We start from the raw sequence: 19,057 nt of genomic DNA, 5'->3' as shown, positions 1-19,057 counted from the left end.
TCCCTTATGGAGAGGTTTTTTTATGGATGAGAAAAGGGTTTTCAATGCAAGGATGGATAGTAATTCCAGTCTCTTTAGCCTACTTGGGCGTGTTATTTCTGATCGCTTGGTATGGAGACAGGCAGGTTCGTTGGCTATCGCGTTGGCGCCCGTGGATCTATAGCCTTTCGATTGCCGTGTATTGTACCTCTTGGACCTTCTATGGAACGGTCGGGCAGGCGAGTAACAACCCTTGGTCTTTTTTACCCATTTACCTCGCCCCGATTCTAGTCTTTACACTAGGCTGGCGGATCTTGGCGCGGCTGATCCTGATTGCGAAGCGGGAACATATCACCTCCATTGCCGACTTTATCGCGGCTCGTTATGGAAAATCTCAGGGCTTAGCGGTGGCGGTGACGGTTATCGCCGTGGTTGGTATCCTTCCTTATATTGCTCTGCAACTGCGTGGTATTACCATGGGGTTGGATATTGTTGCACCCAACCTAGCGGCTGACTTCGGTTATCAGGACTATCATGTGTCTTGGTTTGTGGTCGGTGCTTTGGCTATTTTCACCATGCTGTTTGGTACAAGACACATTGATAACACAGAGCATCACCGTGGCATGATGATGGCGGTGGCGTTTGAATCCATCGTTAAGCTCGCGGCATTCCTGATCGTTGGCCTATTCATCATGTATCTGGCGATGAGCAGCGACAAGATCGACTTGCTTGATGTGGCGGCTTCCACCTACGAATCACCCAATATTCCGACCTTAATTATTCATACCGTTTTGACCATGTTGGCGATTGTCTGTCTGCCACGCCAGTTCCATACCATGGTGGTAGAGAACGAACGTCCTCAAGACCTGCATACCGCTCGTTGGTTGTTTCCGCTTTACCTGATTTTGATGGGACTGTTCGTGCTGCCAATTGCTTGGGCAGGACAAGGACTACTTACTGGTATGCCAGCGGATACCTATGTGATCAGTGTGCCAATGTCAGAAGGCGCTAATCACATTGCCTTGCTGGCTTTCCTTGGTGGTACGTCTGCGGCAAGTGGCATGGTGATAGTGTCGACCATCGCCTTGGCGATCATGGTGTCGAATGATTTAGTGATGCCATTGTTACTGCGCCGTATGCGCCTAACTCAAAGAACCCATCGACACTTTTCTGGCCTGCTATTGGTGATTCGCCGCGGGCTAATTTTACTGCTGTTACTGGGTGCTTGGCTGTTTTATCAGGCGCTCGATACCATCCATTCACTGTCAGCGATTGGCTTTCTTTCCTTTGCTGCGATTGCTCAATTCGCGCCAGCACTTATTGGTGGTTTGTACTGGCGCCCGGGTAACCGCAAGGGCGTGTATGTCGGCTTAATGGTGGGCTCGTTGATTTGGCTGATTACCTTGATGAGCCAAACCAGCATGTTGGCTGGCGACAGTGAAAGTAACCTTTTACTGTGGATTATCACGCCGCCAGAACTGCTCAGTAGCTGGAATATCAGCAGTTCAAACTGGGGCATTGTGCTGAGTATTGTACTTAATACCTTGTGCTATGCCGTGGTTTCGATGACGACTCGCCCAAGCCTAAGTGAGCGCTTACAATCAGCAGCATTTGTTGGCACGCCGCTGCCTGAAAACGAGAATATCAGCCTTTACCAGAACCGAGTGACGGTCGCTGAATTAGAGATGCTGGCGTCGCGTTTTGTGGGCCGTAAGCGTGCGAAAAGTGCTTTACACAGCTATTGGCAACAACACGGGCAGCCGCTGCTTCCCAATCAACAAGCGCCTGCGAGTCTGATTCGACACGCAGAGCGCGTGCTCGCTGGTGTATTCGGTGCTTCATCTGCTAAGTTAGTACTTACTTCTGCTTTGCAGGGAAGAAACATGCAGCTTGAAGAAGTCGCGACCATCGTTGATGAAGCCTCGGAGCTGTACGACTTCAGTCGCGGTTTACTGCAAGGCGCGATTGAACATATTGGCCAAGGCATCGCAGTAATCGACAAACAAATGAGGCTGGTTGCATGGAATCAGCGTTACCTAGAATTGTTTGAATTCCCTGCGGGTTTGATTCAGGTTGGGCGACCCATTTCAGACGTGATTCGTCATAATGCCGAGCAAGGGTTGTGTGGCCCAGGTGACCCGGAAGATCACGTTCGCCGCCGTGTTTATCACCTTGAGCAAGGCACTCGACACACCTCTTCTCGTATTCGTCCTGATGGCCGAGTGATTGAGGTGCAAGGTAACCCAATGCCAAGTGGTGGCTTTGTGATGAGCTTTACCGACATCACGGTATTCCGACAAGCAGAGCAAGCGCTAAAAGATGCCAACGAAAGTTTGGAATCGAGAGTGCATGAGCGAACTCAAGAACTCGAAAAACTGAACCATCGCTTGGTAAAAGCCACGCAGATTTCGGATCAAGAATCACAATCTAAGAGTCGTTTTCTAGCCGCGGTAAGCCACGATTTGATGCAGCCGCTCAATGCCGCACGTCTATTTGCTTCGTCACTGTCTGAGGTGGCAAAAGAGCAAGAGGTGAAGCAGTTGTCATCTCACATCGAGAGTGCACTTGGCGCCGCAGAAGATTTGATTGGTGACTTGCTGGATATCTCTCGATTGGAGTCAGGGAAATTAGAAACCAACATTCACGCGATTGCCGTGCACGATGTGCTAACCAACTTGAACGCGGAATTTAGCGCGTTAGCGAGACAACAAAAAATTGAGTTTCAGATGATCCCATCGTCATTGTTCATTCACTCAGATCCTAAGTTATTAAGGCGTGTGATTCAGAACTTTTTGACCAATGCTTTCCGCTATAACCCTGAAGGGAAAGTGATACTCGGTGCAAGGCGAGTGAACGGTCAGGTACGAATCGATGTGTGGGATAACGGAACCGGTATCGATGAAGACAAGCAACAAGAGATCTTCGAAGAGTTTACTCGTGGTAGCCAAGTTCGTGCTGACCAAGGGTTGGGGCTAGGGCTAGCCATCTCCAAAGGTATTGCTCATGTGCTTGGTCATCAAATTTCGATGCGTTCATGGCCGGGTCAAGGCAGTGTTTTTTCCATCACCTTAGCTAGAGCGGAAAAAGTGGCTCCAGTTGTGCAAGCTTCGACGCCAATGGCGACCAGCGACATCGAACATCTCAAGATATTGTGTGTCGATAATGAACGAGAAATCTTAGTCGGTATGGAAAACCTGATCGGACGTTGGGGCTGTGAGGTTAAGACGGCGGTTGATTTGGTCGAAAGCTTGCAGTGCCTAGATGAGGGTTGGCTACCTGATGTGATTTTCTCTGATTACCGTTTAGATAATGGCAGAACGGGTCTCGAAGTCCTGCAGCAGTGTCGCTTGCGCCTCGGAGACTCTTTTGAAGGGGTCATCATTAGTGCCGATAGAACCGATGACATGTTGGCAGCGATAAAGGCCAACAGCTTTCGCTTTATTGCCAAGCCAGTGAAGCCACTTAAGTTAAGAGCGGTCTTGAATCGAGTGAGCTAGTTTGGGTTAACAGGCTCGGATTAGTACGTTCGTGAGCGGATAGTGAAAAGGCCTCAGATGAGGCCTTTTTTGTCTCTGTTTTTTTTGCGAACGCCGATTCGCTTGTTAATTCAATAACTAACCAGCAATGCCACCTTGTGTCAGTGTGGTTGGATCAAGCAGTTTACTGAGCTCTTCTCGGCTAAGATCGGTTTCTCTTTCTGCGACATCCAGAATTGGTAAGCCTTCTTTGTAAGCTTTCTTGGCAATATCAGCCGCCTTCAAGTAGCCAATCACAGGGTTAAGTGCGGTCACTAGGATTGGGTTCTTTGACAGTGCCAAATCGAGATTGTCTTGGCGTACCGTGAAGGTCGCGATGGCTTTGTCCGCTAAAGCGACTGAGCTGTTTGCCAATAACTCAATACTTTCCAACACGTTATGAGCAATCACTGGCAGCATCACATTAAGTTGGAAGTTACCTGATTGTCCGGCTACGGTAATGGTGGTGTCGTTGCCAATGACTTGCGCCGCCGCCATAGCTGCAGCTTCTGGAATCACAGGATTTACCTTGCCAGGCATGATCGATGAGCCTGGTTGTAGAGCTTGTAATTCAATTTCCCCTAAGCCAGCCAACGGCCCAGAGTTCATCCAGCGAAGATCGTTTGAGATCTTCATGATCGCAACTGCTGCCGTTTTGATCTGACCTGACAGCGCAACGATCGCGTCTTGACTGCTGAGGCTAAAAAAGAAGTTTTCACTCGAGCTAAAACTGATCTTTGTCGATTGAGACAGGTTACTCGCAAACTTATCGGCAAAGCGTGGGTCAGCATTGATCCCTGTTCCAACCGCAGTACCACCTTGTGCTAAAGCCTTGATAGCGGGCAGGGTGTTCTCTATTGCTTGCTTAGCGTGTTCTATCTGAAATTTCCAACCACCTAGCTCTTGAGCAAAGGTCATTGGCATCGCATCCATTAGATGAGTGCGGCCGGTCTTCACGACCTCCGCAAGTTCCTGTTGTTTGATGGTGAGTGCTTCAGAAAGGTGAGTTAATGCAGGTAATAGCTTATTTTCAGCCATCAAAGCAACGCTCACTTGAATTGCGGTTGGCACCACATCGTTACTGCTTTGGCCCATGTTGACGTGATCATTGGGGTTCACGTCGCCTTGCAAGCTTCTTGAGGCAAGCGTAGCAATCACTTCATTGGCATTCATGTTGGAACTGGTACCTGAACCGGTTTGGTAGACATCGATAGGGAATTGATCGAGGTGTTTACCCTCAATGATCTCTTGGCTGGCTTCGGCTATCGCGTTGGCAATATCACCTTCCAGTAGACCTAACTGAGCATTGGTATCTGCCGCTGCCTGTTTAATTAACGCCAGTGCTTGAATAAAACTGGTCGGCATCTTGTGAGAGCTAAACGCGAAGTTATCCGCTGCACGCTGAGTTTGTGCTTGGTATAGCGCATCGGCAGGGACTTTCACTTCGCCCATGCTGTCTTTTTCAATCCGAAATTGTAGGGTCATGTTCTATCCTTGTTAGCCAAGTGGGGCTTGGACTTGTTTTAGTGTTTGGCTGAGATTCAAAAAACGCGCTTGGCCTTGAGGTTGCTGGCAGTAGTGGCGCTTCAAATAAAATAGTGGTGAGTGAATAGAGTCTAGGCAGATATGACGAAAGGCGAAACTGCGCTCAGGAGACTCAATCGCTTCAATCAAATGAAAGAAAACTTGGCGTAGATACAGCTCGCACAACAAGATGTTTTCTTGAGCGGCATGCTTTTCATAGTAAGCCGAAAGCGACAGTGCACATTCGATATACTCTCGAATTACAAACGGCTCATGGCCTTGAACTTGTTCTAATGAAGCAAAGCGATCCTGTGCTTTGTAAAACCTCGAATAGAGAACCTGCTGCTCTTTCATCATCATCTGCATCTCTTTATTGGATGTTAATGATAATTATTATCAAATGAGATTTTAAAAACAACCCTTTGTTTCTCTTTTTATAAAGTGAGCAAAAAAAGAAAAAGCCGATACACGAAGTATCGGCTTTCTGGAGTCAGTACCTAATCCCTACAATGTAAGCACTGATTCATTTTTTGCTAAACATCTTTGTTTAATGGTCGTGCTTAGTGGTCGTGAGCTTCACCTGCACCTTTCGGGTAACGGATGTTCTCAACCATATCTTGTACATCTTGTGGTACTTCAGCAGTTACTTTGTTTACCGCAATCGATACTACGAAGTTTAGACACATACCTAGCGTACCGATGCCTTCTGGGCTGATACCAAACCACCAGTTTTCAGGTGTGCTTGCTGCTGGGTTAATGAACTTGAAGTAGATGATGTAGCTTGCTGTGAAGGCAATACCTGACAACATACCTGCAATTGCGCCTTCCTTGTTCATCTTCTTGTAGAAGATACCTAGGATAATCGCTGGGAAGAAGGATGCTGCGGCTAAGCCGAAGGCAAACGCTACTACCTGTGCTACAAAGCCTGGTGGGTTAATACCTAAGTAACCGGCACCGACAATCGCGACCATGGCTGCCAGACGAGCGGCTAACAGCTCCTGCTTGTCGGTCATGTTTGGTCTGAAGCCTTTCTTCAACAAGTCATGTGAAATCGACGTTGAGATGACCAATAGTAGACCCGCGGCTGTTGATAGTGCGGCTGCTAGGCCACCGGCTGCAAGCAGTGCTACAACCCAGTTTGGTAGTTTCGCTAGCTCTGGAGAAGCCAGTACGATGATGTCACGGTTAATCTTCATCTCGTTGCGCTCATCGCCCGAGTAGAACATTTTGCCATCGCCGTTCTTATCTTCCCAACCTACTAGGCCAGTGCTTTCCCAGTTTTTGTACCAGCTCGGTGCGTCTGCGGCTGCGACACCTTGCATGTCAGGGCCGTTGATTGTTTCGATCATGTTTACACGAGCGAATGCTGCAACGCCTGGTGCTGTTGTGTATAGCAATGAGATGAACAGTAGTGCCCAACCCGCTGATATACGAGCATCACGTACTTTTGGTACCGTGAAGAAACGAATGATTACGTGTGGAAGACCCGCAGTACCGACCATTAGAGCTGCACAGATGAAGAATACATCCACCATGCTCTTGTTACCTTCGGTATAGGCGGTAAATCCGAGTTCTTCGGTCAGTCCATCCAGTTTATCAAGAAGGTAAACATCTGTGCCTGATAGCGTAGAGCCCATACCAACTTGTGGAAGTGGGTTACCTGTCATCATGATTGAGGTAAAGATTGCTGGAACAAGGAAGGCGAAAATGAGGACACAGAATTGAGCTACCTGCGTATAAGTGATGCCTTTCATGCCACCTAGTACTGCGTAGAAGAACACAATACCCATACCAATGATGATGCCTAGGTTAATATCAACTTCTAGGAAACGAGAGAATACAACGCCCACACCACGCATCTGGCCTGCAACGTACGTAAACGATACGAAGATTGCACAGAATACCGCTACCATACGTGCCGTTTTCGAGTAGTAACGCTCACCGATGAAATCAGGAACCGTAAACTGACCGAACTTACGTAGGTAAGGTGCTAAACATAGCGCAAGTAGTACATAACCACCTGTCCAACCCATTAGGTAAACCGCACCGTCGTAACCAACGAATGAGATGATACCTGCCATTGAGATGAATGATGCTGCCGACATCCAGTCAGCGGCGGTCGCCATGCCGTTTGCTACTGGGTGTACACCACCGCCAGCAACGTAGAACTCACTAGTAGACCCTGCACGAGCCCAGATTGCGATGCCGATATATACCGCGAAAGTAATACCGACGAGAATAAACGTCCAAGTTTGAATATCCATGTTCTAGCCTCTAGTCTTCCTGTACGTTGTATTTTTTGTCGAGCGCATTCATGCGGACAACGTAAATAAATATCAGCGCCACGAAGGTGTATATCGAACCTTGCTGAGCGAACCAAAATCCTAGCTTGAACCCGCCAAACTGAACGGTATTGAGGGCATCCACAAATAAGATGCCAGCGCCGTAAGACACCGCAAACCAGACCGCGAGCAGTGTTCCCATAATTCCCAAGTTTTCCTTCCAGTAGGCTTGAGCATGTTCCGTAGATTCGAACGCCATTGCCTTCTCCTTTATTCCGTTTTCGTAGAAACTGTTTTTGTGAAACCGTTTTGTAAAATAGCGTGTTAACGTAATGTTACGATTTAGAATGTAGCAAGGATAAGTCAAGGGATCTGTGCAACTTTAGTCGGGATGGTATTAGCGCTAATGTACTGAAATATGGGAGCTAGGAGACATAACCATAGAAAAATGTGATGTTACAATGTTGTTAAATTAGCCAAAGGTCTAACAAAAAGGGATGAATTAGACTGCGAGTCATAAAATTTAACAACTAAATGACCGAGAAACGGTATTTAGCCCTGCTTATGACACGAAGCGAAACATAAGTTTGTTATAGTAACAACGGCACTTTCACCGACCGTGCCTTGCTAAACGGCAGAAGATCAACAAGCTAGTGGCAAAAGATCAACAGGCTTAAAGCTCGGATTTTATTCTTTGGGGGAACGAATTGGACGCAATAACCATTAACCACTTATTCTTGACTGGTGCCGTACTCATCGCCATCAGCGTGCTTTTCTCACAAGTGTCCTCTCGATTGGGCGTTCCTATTCTTTTGATCTTTTTGTTCGTTGGTATGTTAGCGGGTGAAGATGGACCCGGTAATATTCATTTCGATGATTACTCACTGACCTACTTGGTGAGTAACCTTGCGCTTGCCGTGATTCTGTTGGATGGCGGTATGCGAACCAAGGTGGCGAGCTTCAAGGTCGCTTTCTGGCCTTCGCTCTCGCTGGCGACGATAGGTGTCGCATGTACAGCAACCTTAACCGGATTAATGGCGGCTTGGCTGTTTGACTTGTCATTAATGCAGGGCATCTTGGTCGGGGCGATTGTTGGTTCAACCGATGCGGCAGCGGTATTCTCTTTGCTGAAAGGACAGAGTCTCAATGAGCGTGTTGGCTCAACCCTAGAGATCGAATCGGGCACTAACGACCCAATGGCGGTCTTCCTGACGGTGACCTTAATTGCGCTGTTAGGTAACCCTGACGCTGAGATGGGAATGAACTTCCTACTGCAAAGTTTTGCGATGCAGTTTGGTATCGGTACTCTTGTTGGTATTGGCGGCGGCTGGGTTCTATGGAGCTTAATCAATCGAGTACAATTGGCTGATGGCCTTTATTCCATTCTGGTACTCAGTGGGGGCGTGGCTCTGTTTGCGTTCTCTAACATGCTTGGCGGCAGCGGCATTTTATCGATTTACCTAGTGGGCTTGTTCATTGGTAATCGTCCGACGCGCTCGCGACACTCGATTCTTAATGTTCTTGATGGCATGACGTGGCTAAGCCAGATCGTGATGTTCTTGGTATTGGGTTTATTGGTGACGCCATCAACGTTGATGGACATTGCTCTGCCTGCGCTGGCACTGGCCTTCGGTATGATTTTGTTTGCTCGTCCGCTGTCGGTTTGGTTGGGTTTACTGCCGTTCAGAAGCTTTTCCACCAAAGAACGCTGGTTTGTTTCTTGGGTAGGTTTGCGTGGTGCAGTACCAATCATCTTAGCGGTATTCCCGATGATGGCAGGCCTGCCCAATGCTCAGCTGTATTTCAATATCGCCTTCTTCGTGGTTATGGTTTCGCTGATTGTTCAAGGCGGTAGCTTGATGAAAGTTGCAAGACTCGCTCAAGTGACTTTACCACCGACGCCAACACCGATTTCTCGTACCGGTATGGAGATTTATCCGACCAGTGAGTGGGAGATGTTTGTTTACAAATTGAAAGACGAGAAGTGGTGTGTCGGCGAGCCGCTTAAACGCTTATCTATGCCAGAAGGGACGCGCATTGCGGCAGTGTTTCGACAAGATGCCATGCTTCACCCATCAGGCAGCACCGTGTTAGAGGCGAACGATATCTTATGTGTGCTTGGTCAAGACAAAGATTTGGACAGCTTAAGTTCGTTGTTCAGTGAGGCGCCTCTAGCAGAAGAGGCGGCACGATTCTTTGGTGACTTCTTCTTGGATGTTGAGCTATCAGTTGCGGCAGTGAGTGATTGTTATGGTATTGAACTTGGCTCGGAAGAAGAGCGAGAAATGACGCTAAAACAATTGGTTGCTCAAGAGCTTGGCGCACACTCTGTATTGGGTGATAGCTTTGAGTGGCATGACATCACTTGGGTGGTTGCAGAGATAGATGATCATAAAGTCGTCAGGTTGGGTTTATGTTTACCTAAGACGACTTTAGAAGAGGATATCAGTGAAGCTTAATTGTGGACTTCTTGTAGCAAGATAACCGCTTGAGTACGATTTTTCACATCCAGTTTACGGAAGATGGCCGTCATATGTGCTTTGATGGTCGCTTCCGAAACATTCAATTCATACGCGATTTGCTTGTTAAGCAAGCCGTCAGAAAGCATCCCTAATACCTTGTATTGCTGAGGCGTCAGTGTGGAAATCTTTTCTGCAAGGTCGCTACACGCTGCATTATTGGTGATAAGCCCTTCAGGGAAGAACGGGTCGCCATTCAGCACTTGATTCAGTGCACTCACCAACTCACGCATATCACTCGACTTAGGAATAAAGCCAAACGCACCGTGGCTCTTCACCTGAGTGACCACGCTGGCATCTTCACTGGCAGAAACCACCACAATCGGTAGATCTGGGTATTCAGCGCGCAGTTGAATTAAGCCTGACATGCCATTGGCGCCCGGCATTTTCAGATCGAGCAGTAATAAATCCGGCTCGCCTTCTTTCTTTAGCAGAGTCAGTAAGGCATCGAGAGAATCGGCCTCAAGCAGGTTCGCACCACTGATCGCCATATGAACTGACTGAAACAGGGCGTTGCGAAAGAGAGGGTGGTCATCAGCAATGATGATGGTATAGGTCGAGTCCATGACGTTCATACTTTTAACAATTTAGTTAATATTTATTATCATCCTGATTGAGTATGTGGACAATATCTATGCATTAAAAGTCTGAACCATATCGACTTTTATCCCGGGAATAAGAAAGCGTTACTCTGAATAGCAAAAAAGCCGCACTGCCATCTCGTTACGGAGGGGCGGTGCGGCTTTCGATTCGGCTTATATTTTAGTGAATATTGCCGTTATAGCTGGTGGTTTTGCATGTGTTTTAAGAATACATCAGCAGGCATAAAACCGGTTACACGAGCATTTGGAACATGGTTACCCTCGCCATCCCAGAACTCAATCGTCGGTAAGCCAAGTACCTGTAATTGTTTAAGCAGTTCAATGTCTTGAGGCATGTTTCTCGTTACATCGGCTTGTAGCAGTACAAAGTCAGAAAGCTTGTTTTCCACATCAGCTTGATGGAAGGTGTACTTCTCGAACTCTTTACACGCCACACACCAATCGGCGTAGAAGTCGAGCATCACAGGCTTACCGAGTTTCTTCGCTTCGATGAGCTGGATTTCTAGCTCTTCAACCGTGTTGATGCGTGCAAATTGGATGTGCTGTTGTTCTACCGTTACGCTCTTCTCCGCAAACCAATAGTTCAATGCAGGCTGTGCCGAAGCAAACAAGCCAAGCATCGCGATGATGCCTACCGCACTCTGCTTCCAGCCGCCGAATGGCAGTGCATTCTTGCTATGGTACAGCCAACCAAAGGCGATGAAGCCAAGGCCAGACCAAAGCACGGTTGCCCACAATTCAGGAATGATGCGCTCTAGCAGGAAGATAGGTGCTGCCAGCAAGATAAAGCCGAATACGATCTTCACCTTGTCCATCCAGCTGCCCGCTTTAGGCAATAGCTTATTACCAAATACCGCAACTAAAATCAGCGGAATACCCATACCCATGGCTAATGCATACAGAGCAATCGCACCGGTAAATAGGTCGCCACTCTGAGCCACATACAGCAGCGCGCCTGACAATGGCGCCGTGGTACAAGGTGAACACACCAAGCCAGAGATAGCGCCCATTGCGAATACGCCCAAGGTATTGCCACCTTGCTGCTTATTGCTTTGATTGTTGAGCCAAGTTTGAATGCTGCTTGGCAGTTGCAGGTTATAAACGCCAAACATCGACATTGCCAACGCCACGAACAGAACACTCAGCGCGATCAGCACGTAAGGGTGCTGCATAGCGGCTTGGAACTGCATGCCTGCTGAAGCAACCACTAAACCTAATAAGGTGTAGGTTAACGCCATGCCTTGCACGTAAATAAAGGACAGCATCAGCGCGCGACCTTGGCTGAGTTTGCCACCACCTAAAACGATACCCGTTAGAATCGGATACATAGGCAGCACACACGGCGTAAAGGCTAAACCAACACCGAGTGCTAAGAATAATAGAGGGGTCCACCAACTGTCACCGAGCTTATCGGCTAAGCCTGCTTCTTTTGAAACAGGGGCATTTGGCTGTTGAGTCGTGTTACTTACAACGTCTGCTTTCGGAGATGTTGGTTGCGTAGAAACATCGGTTTCGTTGCCAGCAGAAGATGAAGCTTGTGAGTCACTACCTTGCGAATTAGCAGAACCTGTTGTTGTGAAAGGTTCAATGTCGATGATACGAGTCTCTGGTGGGTAGCAGAACCCTGCGTCCGCACAGCCTTGATACTTAACGATCAGCTGTGAGCCATCTTGGTAACTCTGCAGAGGAACTTGCACGAATAACGGCTGAGTATAAATGCTCACCTCACCGAAGAATTCATCTTGGTGCGGCTTACCATCTTCTAATTCAACATTACCGATAGCGAGATTTTGCCCGGTGAACGAGAGGCTATGTTGATAGAGGTAGTAGCCCTCTTTTACTTGCCAGTCGAGAAGGACTTTGTCGTCTTGCTGGTAGTAATTGAAAGGGAAAGCTTGGTCTACAGGGACAAAACCATTGTTATTGCCTCCGAAGCTTGGCTCGGCGTTGTCGTTCCCAAATAGCGCCCACGCAGGCTGGGTGAATAGGGAAACACAAACAAAAAGTAATGTGGCAAGTCGTCGCATACTATTTAGTCATCAAAATGGAGTTGAAGGTATCTTAACTCAATCAGACCGTAATAGTTTGCTATTAGTTTCATCGGCAAACAAATATCCCCTAAGGCGGGATAGCGATTTTATTGGGTAATCGAGTGGGGAGCTGCAATTCAACTTGAGTGACTTGCCTTTGTAAAAGAGACATTTAAGCTACACCCAAGCGTGCTTTTACTACTTGTTCGCAAGCATCAATATTCATCGTATCTTTTGGAATAATAAGCACGGTATCATTACCGCCAACGGTGCCGATAATCTCAGTATGTGGGTCGATATCGACTAATCTTGCGACTAATTGAGCACAACCTGGATGAGTTTTTACGATGACCATCGCTTGGTTATGAGTGATGAATTCGATTTGCGATGAGATGGATGCATCGACACGAACCGGTGCACTTTCAACCGTGATGCAGTAAACCTTTTTACCGCAAGCATTCTGAATTTTGACAACACCAAGCTGTGACAAAATACGAGATACGGTCGATTGGCTGATACCGGTATAGCCAATATCGACGAGTTTCTCTCGCAGTTGATTTTGGGTCGAGAAGCTTTGTTGTTGTAGTAAGCGTTTGCACGCTGCAGTCAGTGTTTTATCTTCAGCTGAATACAAGCAACCGTGCTCAGTGATTGGGTTCATGAACAACTCCTTAAGGTCAACATGTGGTTATCGCTTGTCCATAGCGCCGAGCGTACTCCCAAAGCCGTAGAGTACGATTGTTAAATAGGGCTTACCGATGAATCCCGAAATAAAGAGGGAAGGTATGCGTGATGTATGATCGTCTACCCATTGAGTCTACCACTAAAGGATAGTTGTCTTTTTGAAGGGGATCACCAAATAAAATTCTAGTTAATTGCTTTTATTTTGGAGTTTTATTCTTTTGTTAAATGGATATTTATTCCAAGTTTGGCATAAATATCCATCGGTATTAGGGTGCTTTGGAGACCGTGATAATGGCGCTAAGGGTTAGCGAATTTCACTCATGATCTCGCGAGAGAATACTTTTTCACAGTAGTGACATTTTAGCTGCACGTTTTCCTGTTTTAGCTGCACTTTAAAGCTGCTTTCGACAGGTTCACCGTGCGAAATACAGTTGCTATTCGGGCAAGAGTAGACACTGTGGATTTGCTCTGGCAGCACAAGGGTTAGCTTATTAACCACTTTATACTCTTCAATCTGATTGACCGTTGCCTGCGGAGCATAAAGAGCCAATTGGTTGGCTTGTTCCTTGGTCAGGAAGATGTTCTCAATCTTGATTAGATCTTTATGGCCAAGTGCCGATGATGGCAGGTTTAAGCCCATAGTGATGCGCTGTTCTGTCTTGTGTAGCTTAAACAGTTTAAGGATTTTGATACCAAGGTGAGCAGGGATGTGGTCAATCACGCTGCCGTTACGGATCGCTTCTACTTGTAGCTGAGTTTGTTTAACCATGACTGTTTCTCCTGCTTATAAAGTGTCGTTAAGAACTAGGGCCAATAGGGCTTCGCGAGCGTATACACCGTTTTCAGCTTGTTCGAAGTAGTAAGCGTGTGGCGTTTTATCAACGTCGGTGGTGATTTCGTCGACGCGTGGCAGCGGGTGAAGTACCTTCATGTTTTGACGAGCGTCTTTCAATGTATCGGCGGTGAGGATGTAAGCCGATTTCATGTGTGCGTATTCCGACGCATCAAAGCGCTCTTTCTGCACGCGAGTCATGTACAGAACATCCAGTTCCGGCACGACTTCTTCAATGCTGCTGTGAGTGCTGTATTGGATGCCCATCTCTTCCAATTCTTCACAGATGTAATCTGGCATCTCTAAGACTTCTGGCGCGATAAAGAAGAAACGCACGTTATTGAATTTCGATAGTGCTTGGGTCAATGAGTGCACGGTACGGCCATATTTTAGGTCGCCGACGAACGCCACATTGAGGTTATCGAGCGTGCCTTGTGTTTCGTAAATCGAGAACAGGTCCAGCAAGGTTTGCGTCGGGTGCTGGTTAGCACCGTCGCCGCCGTTTACTACCGGCACACCGTTAGAAAATTCAGACGCTAAACGTGCTGCCCCTTCTTGTGGGTGACGCATTACAAAGGCATCGACGTAGGATGAAATAACCTGCACTGAATCGGCAAGTGTTTCGCCTTTCTTCGCCAGTGAGGTGTTACCGCCATTATCAAAGCCAATGACCGTGCCACCAAGGCGCTGGACGGCGGTCTCAAATGAAAGGCGAGTTCGAGTTGAAGGCTCAAAGAAGCAGCTCGCAACGACTTTATTTTTCAGCAACTCTGGGTTTGGCTCGGCCTTGAGTCTTGCTGCTGTGTCGACGATAAGCTCCAGTTCATTACGAGTGAGCTCAGGTATGGAGATGATGTGCTTGTTAAATAACGAATGCGCCATAACGGGTCTTCCTTCTATGCATACAGTCAAATTGCGGACAAAAAAAAGCCCCCTAAAAATAGGAGGCTTCGAAACGATCAATAGAGCAAAATAAAAATGACACCACCGCCACTCTTTGGCGTGTAGTTTGACAATCATGTGCGACAGAATTGCAGTTCATTTTTTGCTCTCTTAAGACAAATTGCGGAGGATTATACTCAGATAAAAACGGCATGCAATACTTTCTGTAAAGTATTCATTTAATGGATTTTTATGCGAAATAACCTCTACATTTTGCTTTGATTTAAGCCTTTGTTGAAACAGAAAATCTCAGGGTTTTTGGGGCGATAATGCCCTCAAGTACATGAAAAAAAATGCGGGCTTTATCCAAGGGCTAAATCCCAAGTTCGCCGCCCGCATTTCCCTGTCATTAAACTTAACTTGTCAATGTCTCGCGAACAAGTGAGTGCTTAACTTCTTAGTTGTTTCGATTCTTAGCTGTTTAGGTAATTAACTGCCTAGTGTTGCAACCATTACTGCTTTGATGGTGTGCATGCGGTTTTCAGCTTCATCGAACACGATAGAGTATTCAGACTCAACTACCTCATCAGTCACTTCCACACCGTCTTTTAGCTGTGGATATTCAGCCGCAAGTTGTTTGCCTACCGTGGTATCTTCGCCATGGAAAGCTGGCAGACAGTGCATGAATTTCACATGTGGGTTACCCGTTGCTTTCAGCATTTCCATGTTCACTTGGTAAGGCATCATTAGGTTGATACGCTCAGCCCATGCTTCTTTCGCTTCGCCCATAGATACCCAAACGTCGGTGTACAGGAAGTCACAACCTTGCACGCCTTCTTGAACATCTTCAGTCAGTGTAATTTTGCCACCTGTGTGCTCTGCGATTTCACGACACTGAGCCAATAGTTCTTCTTGTGGCCAGAACTGTTTTGGAGCAACAAGGCGAATGTCCATGCCCATTTTCGCAGCGCCAACCATTAGAGAGTTACCCATGTTGTTGCGAGCATCACCTAGGTAAGCAAAGCTGATTTCATGCAGTTGTTTACCACGGCCGTATTCCGTCATGGTTAGGAAGTCAGCAAGAATTTGTGTAGGGTGGAATTCGTCAGTCAGACCATTCCATACTGGAACTCCAGCGTAAGCGCCGAGCTCTTCAACGATTTCTTGACCGAAGCCGCGGTATTCAATGCCATCGTACATACGGCCAAGAACGCGAGCGGTATCTTTCATTGATTCTTTGTGGCCAATTTGAGAGCCAGATGGGCCTAAGTAAGACACGCGAGCGCCTTGGTCGAATGCCGCTACTTCGAATGCACAGCGAGTACGAGTTGAGGTTTTCTCAAAGATAAGCGCAATGTTTTTGCCAGTTAGTGTTGGCTGTTCGTAACCGTTGTACTTCGCTTTTTTTAGCTCCATAGAAAGATCTAACAAGTGTTGAATTTCGCGTGGAGTGAAATCTAGTAGTTTTAGGAAGTTACGATTGCGTAGGTTAAAAGCCATGATGTATTCCTTCTTAGATTTAGGCGCTTTCTTGTTACAGGGAAAGAAAATTCAAGAAAGCGCGATTCAATTTTTGTGTATTAATTTCAGTTCAAACGGTGATTCAGTTTTCTCGCAAGGTTTGAAAAGCTCGCGAGTAGATTAATCTTTGGTGATATTGGTGCCCGCCAAGCCTTGCAGGATTTGCAAACCATCTTCGAGTGCGCCAATACCGACGACTTTGCCGCCTTGCTGAATGAACTCGCACGATGCTTCAATTTTTGGCCCCATTGAGCCTGCATCAAATTCGAATTGCGCCAGTTCACTTGGTGTGGTGCTGCGCAGTGCGTGTTGAGTCGGTTTGCCCCAATCAAGGTAAACAGCGTCCGCGTCGGTCAGAATAAGCAGCGCATCCGCATCCAGTTGTTTCGCCAAGAAAGCCGCTGACATGTCTTTGTCGATAACTGCTTCAACACCGACTAATTTGCCGTTCTCTTTTTTCACTGGGATGCCGCCGCCGCCAGTACAAATTACGAGGTGGCCTGCATCGATAAGTTGGGTGATCGCTTCGTGTTCAACAATGCCAGTAGGGCGTGGGCTTGGCACAACGCGACGGAAGTGTTGGCCGTCTGGTTTGACGATCCAGTGGAATTTCTCCGCCAACTCACGCGCTTCTGCTTCTTCGTAGATCGGGCCAATCGGCTTGGTTGGATCTGCGAATGCAGGATCGTTTGGATCAACGGTCATTTGCGTCAACATGCATGAGATGTTGCGGTTAGGCAGATAGTTCTTGAACTCTTGCATCAGCATGTAGCCGATCATGCCTTGAGTCTCACTGCCCAATACATCTAGCGGATATGGATTTACTTTTTTGTATTCCAAACCTTGCAGAGCCAGTAGACCAACTTGTGGGCCATTACCGTGCACTAGAACCACGTTGTACACTTTCGCGATTTCAGAGATGGTTTTAACCGCTGTTTCAATATTACGGCGTTGAACATCGGCTTCTAACGGCTCACCGCGACGAAGTAGGGCGTTACCGCCGAGTGCAACAACAACAGTTTGCTTAGTCATAATTGTGTTCTCTCATTTTGGCCAAGCTGAGATTATTTAAGATCGTTCAGCTTGGCCGTTTTCGTCTTAGTGATTAGATACCATCACGCTCAATTGGGCAGCTCATGCAGCGTGCGCCACCGCGACCGCGGCCAAGTTCATCACCAGGGATAGGAAGAACGGTGATGCCTGCTTTGTCGTATTTTTCATTGGTGTAGGTGTTGCCTTCGTAGCCAATCACGACGCCAGGTTTAACCGTTAGAACGTTGTTTGCATCGTTCCACTGCTCACGTTCTGCATGGAAGTTGTCACCACCGGTCGTGATTAGGTTTAGCTTGTCTACGCCAAGTGCTTTTTCGATAGCCGTTACGAAGTAGCCTTCTTCTTTCACTTTCACAGCGCCTGACTCATCGCCAGTTAGGTTCCAGCACTGCACATCTTTACTCACCACTTCAGGGTAAACAGAGAACGTATCTTCGTTCATGTGCGTCATCACGGTGTCTAAGTGCATGCAAGAGCGGTGTTTTGGTAGCTGCATTGCGATAACTTGTTTCGCTTGACCGTGTTTGAATAGGCTAGATGCTAAGTGCTCAACACCTTGTGCTGTTGTACGCTCAGACATACCGATAAGCACCGTGCCACGACCGATTACAAGAACGTCACCGCCTTCAATCGTTGAGTTGTCGTAGCTGATGTTTTCTTCATCGCCGAAGTATTTAATGAAGTCTTGGCCTGCGAATGTTGGGTGCCAGCGGTAAATAGCGCGAACGTGGTTGGTTTCACGTTGACGAGCTGGTTTCGCCATCGGGTTGATGGATACGCCACCGTATACCCAGCAAGATGTGTCACGAGTAAATAGGTGGTTTGGTAGCGGTTCGATAATGAAGTCGGTTGGTGCGTGCATGCCTTGCATCATTGAAGATGATTTCATTGGCATCTCAGCGTAAGACAGGCCGCCCGTTAGGATTTTTGCTAGCTCTAGGTTTGGTAAGTCGCCCAAGTAGCAGCGCACGTCGTTAGCAAAAGTTTTGCCTAAGCGGTAATCAGAAACTTGATGATTCAAAAGCCAATCTTTCGCTTCTGGCACTGCTAGCGTGTCCGCTAGTAGGTCAGTAAGAAGAAGAACTTCAACACCTTGATCACGTAGCGTTTGAGTAAATGCGTCATGCTCTTTACCTGCACGCTCAACAGCCAGTACGTCATCAAATAGTAAATCGTGACAGTTAGAGGGTGTTAGGTGAGTCAGTGCGCGTCTTGGACGGTGAACTAGAACGCGGCGTAATTGACCTATTTCAGAACCTACATAGAACTTACTCATGATCGTCTCTCTCTTATATATTTGAATTACTTTTATCGCTAAGAGTAATTATTTATTTTCAGTTGAGAAGAATGAATTATTTATTCATATCTCTTGTCTGGAATTAATATTACGCCTGCTAGTCAGGTATTCTTAGAGATCTATCACAAATCGTTTTTTATCCCTCAGCCCTTCAAAATTAAGGGTTTTAACAAACTTTATGCACTTTTAACTATTGGCTATCCCTTCTAAATAGTTAACTCTTTGGGAACATTATGCATACTTTTTTCACTCGTATTACTAGAGTGGGAATTACAGGGGTTTATATGCAAAATAATTTTATTGATAAGAATGAGCTTAAGATGGAAGTATGCAATGT

Annotated in this window: 14 protein-coding genes; 2 read left to right on the top strand and 12 right to left on the bottom strand. The window is 47.0% G+C overall.

Annotation, left to right across the window (positions count from 1 at the left end; genetic code table 11):
• Nucleotides 1-44: 44 nt before the first annotated feature.
• Complete coding sequence (locus AB4507_RS12245; protein ID WP_372182762.1) at nt 45-3,476, top strand: PAS-domain containing protein; 3,432 nt, start codon at nt 45-47, stop codon at nt 3,474-3,476.
• A gap of 117 nt (nt 3,477-3,593) precedes the next feature.
• Here AB4507_RS12245 and AB4507_RS12240 read toward each other — a convergent pair whose 3' ends face one another.
• From AB4507_RS12240 to AB4507_RS12225, 4 genes are all read right to left on the bottom strand, one after another.
• Nucleotides 3,594-4,979 carry a class II fumarate hydratase gene (locus AB4507_RS12240; RefSeq protein WP_372182760.1) on the bottom strand — a complete coding sequence of 462 codons (1,386 nt, stop codon included), beginning with the start codon at nt 4,977-4,979 and terminating at the stop codon, nt 3,594-3,596.
• 12 nt (nt 4,980-4,991) lie between these two features.
• Entirely contained in the window at nt 4,992-5,378 is a 387-nt protein-coding gene (locus AB4507_RS12235) for a hypothetical protein (RefSeq protein ID WP_372182758.1), read from the bottom strand.
• Between the two features lie 200 nt (nt 5,379-5,578).
• Nucleotides 5,579-7,282, bottom strand: coding sequence for a sodium:solute symporter family protein (locus tag AB4507_RS12230; protein ID WP_017062715.1), 1,704 nt, complete (start codon nt 7,280-7,282; stop codon nt 5,579-5,581).
• A gap of 10 nt (nt 7,283-7,292) precedes the next feature.
• Nucleotides 7,293-7,559 carry a DUF4212 domain-containing protein gene (locus tag AB4507_RS12225; RefSeq protein ID WP_010435433.1) on the bottom strand — a complete coding sequence of 89 codons (267 nt, stop codon included), beginning with the start codon at nt 7,557-7,559 and terminating at the stop codon, nt 7,293-7,295.
• A gap of 448 nt (nt 7,560-8,007) precedes the next feature.
• Between AB4507_RS12225 and AB4507_RS12220 the strand changes: the two genes are divergently transcribed.
• Nucleotides 8,008-9,759, top strand: a complete 1,752-nt coding sequence (locus AB4507_RS12220) for a potassium/proton antiporter (RefSeq protein WP_136979831.1) — start codon at nt 8,008-8,010, stop codon at nt 9,757-9,759.
• Here AB4507_RS12220 and AB4507_RS12215 read toward each other — a convergent pair.
• From AB4507_RS12215 to arcA, 8 genes are all read right to left on the bottom strand, one after another.
• Nucleotides 9,756-10,385, bottom strand: a complete 630-nt coding sequence (locus tag AB4507_RS12215; RefSeq protein ID WP_017062717.1) for a response regulator transcription factor — start codon at nt 10,383-10,385, stop codon at nt 9,756-9,758. The genes AB4507_RS12220 and AB4507_RS12215 overlap by 4 nt on opposite strands.
• 212 nt (nt 10,386-10,597) lie before the next feature.
• Nucleotides 10,598-12,448: a protein-disulfide reductase DsbD gene (locus AB4507_RS12210; RefSeq protein ID WP_136979829.1), complete on the bottom strand. Its 1,851-nt coding sequence runs from the start codon at nt 12,446-12,448 to the stop codon at nt 10,598-10,600.
• Nucleotides 12,449-12,623: 175 nt separating this feature from the next.
• Nucleotides 12,624-13,112, bottom strand: coding sequence for an arginine repressor (locus tag AB4507_RS12205; protein WP_017063664.1), 489 nt, complete (start codon nt 13,110-13,112; stop codon nt 12,624-12,626).
• 327 nt (nt 13,113-13,439) lie between these two features.
• A complete protein-coding gene (pyrI, locus tag AB4507_RS12200; protein WP_017062720.1) occupies nt 13,440-13,904 on the bottom strand; it encodes an aspartate carbamoyltransferase regulatory subunit in 465 nt (154 codons plus the stop codon).
• 15 nt (nt 13,905-13,919) lie between these two features.
• Nucleotides 13,920-14,849: an aspartate carbamoyltransferase gene (pyrB, locus tag AB4507_RS12195; protein ID WP_017062721.1), complete on the bottom strand. Its 930-nt coding sequence runs from the start codon at nt 14,847-14,849 to the stop codon at nt 13,920-13,922.
• A gap of 489 nt (nt 14,850-15,338) precedes the next feature.
• On the bottom strand, nt 15,339-16,349 hold the full coding sequence (locus AB4507_RS12190) for an ornithine carbamoyltransferase (RefSeq protein WP_017062722.1): 1,011 nt from the start codon (nt 16,347-16,349) through the stop codon (nt 15,339-15,341).
• A gap of 141 nt (nt 16,350-16,490) precedes the next feature.
• Nucleotides 16,491-17,402, bottom strand: a complete 912-nt coding sequence (arcC, locus tag AB4507_RS12185; protein ID WP_019821541.1) for a carbamate kinase — start codon at nt 17,400-17,402, stop codon at nt 16,491-16,493.
• A 73-nt stretch (nt 17,403-17,475) separates the two neighbouring features.
• The gene (gene arcA, locus AB4507_RS12180; RefSeq protein ID WP_017062724.1) at nt 17,476-18,699 is read right to left on the bottom strand and encodes an arginine deiminase; all 1,224 of its coding nucleotides are present in this window, start codon (nt 18,697-18,699) and stop codon (nt 17,476-17,478) included.
• Between the last annotated feature and the right edge of the window lie 358 nt (nt 18,700-19,057).

It is taken from the genome of Vibrio sp. 10N.222.54.A3, from assembly GCF_041474095.1.
Taxonomy (GTDB): domain Bacteria; phylum Pseudomonadota; class Gammaproteobacteria; order Enterobacterales; family Vibrionaceae; genus Vibrio; species Vibrio crassostreae_C.
The sequence above is the reverse complement of the archived record's forward strand: the minus strand, read 5'-3'. Positions and strand labels throughout refer to the sequence as shown.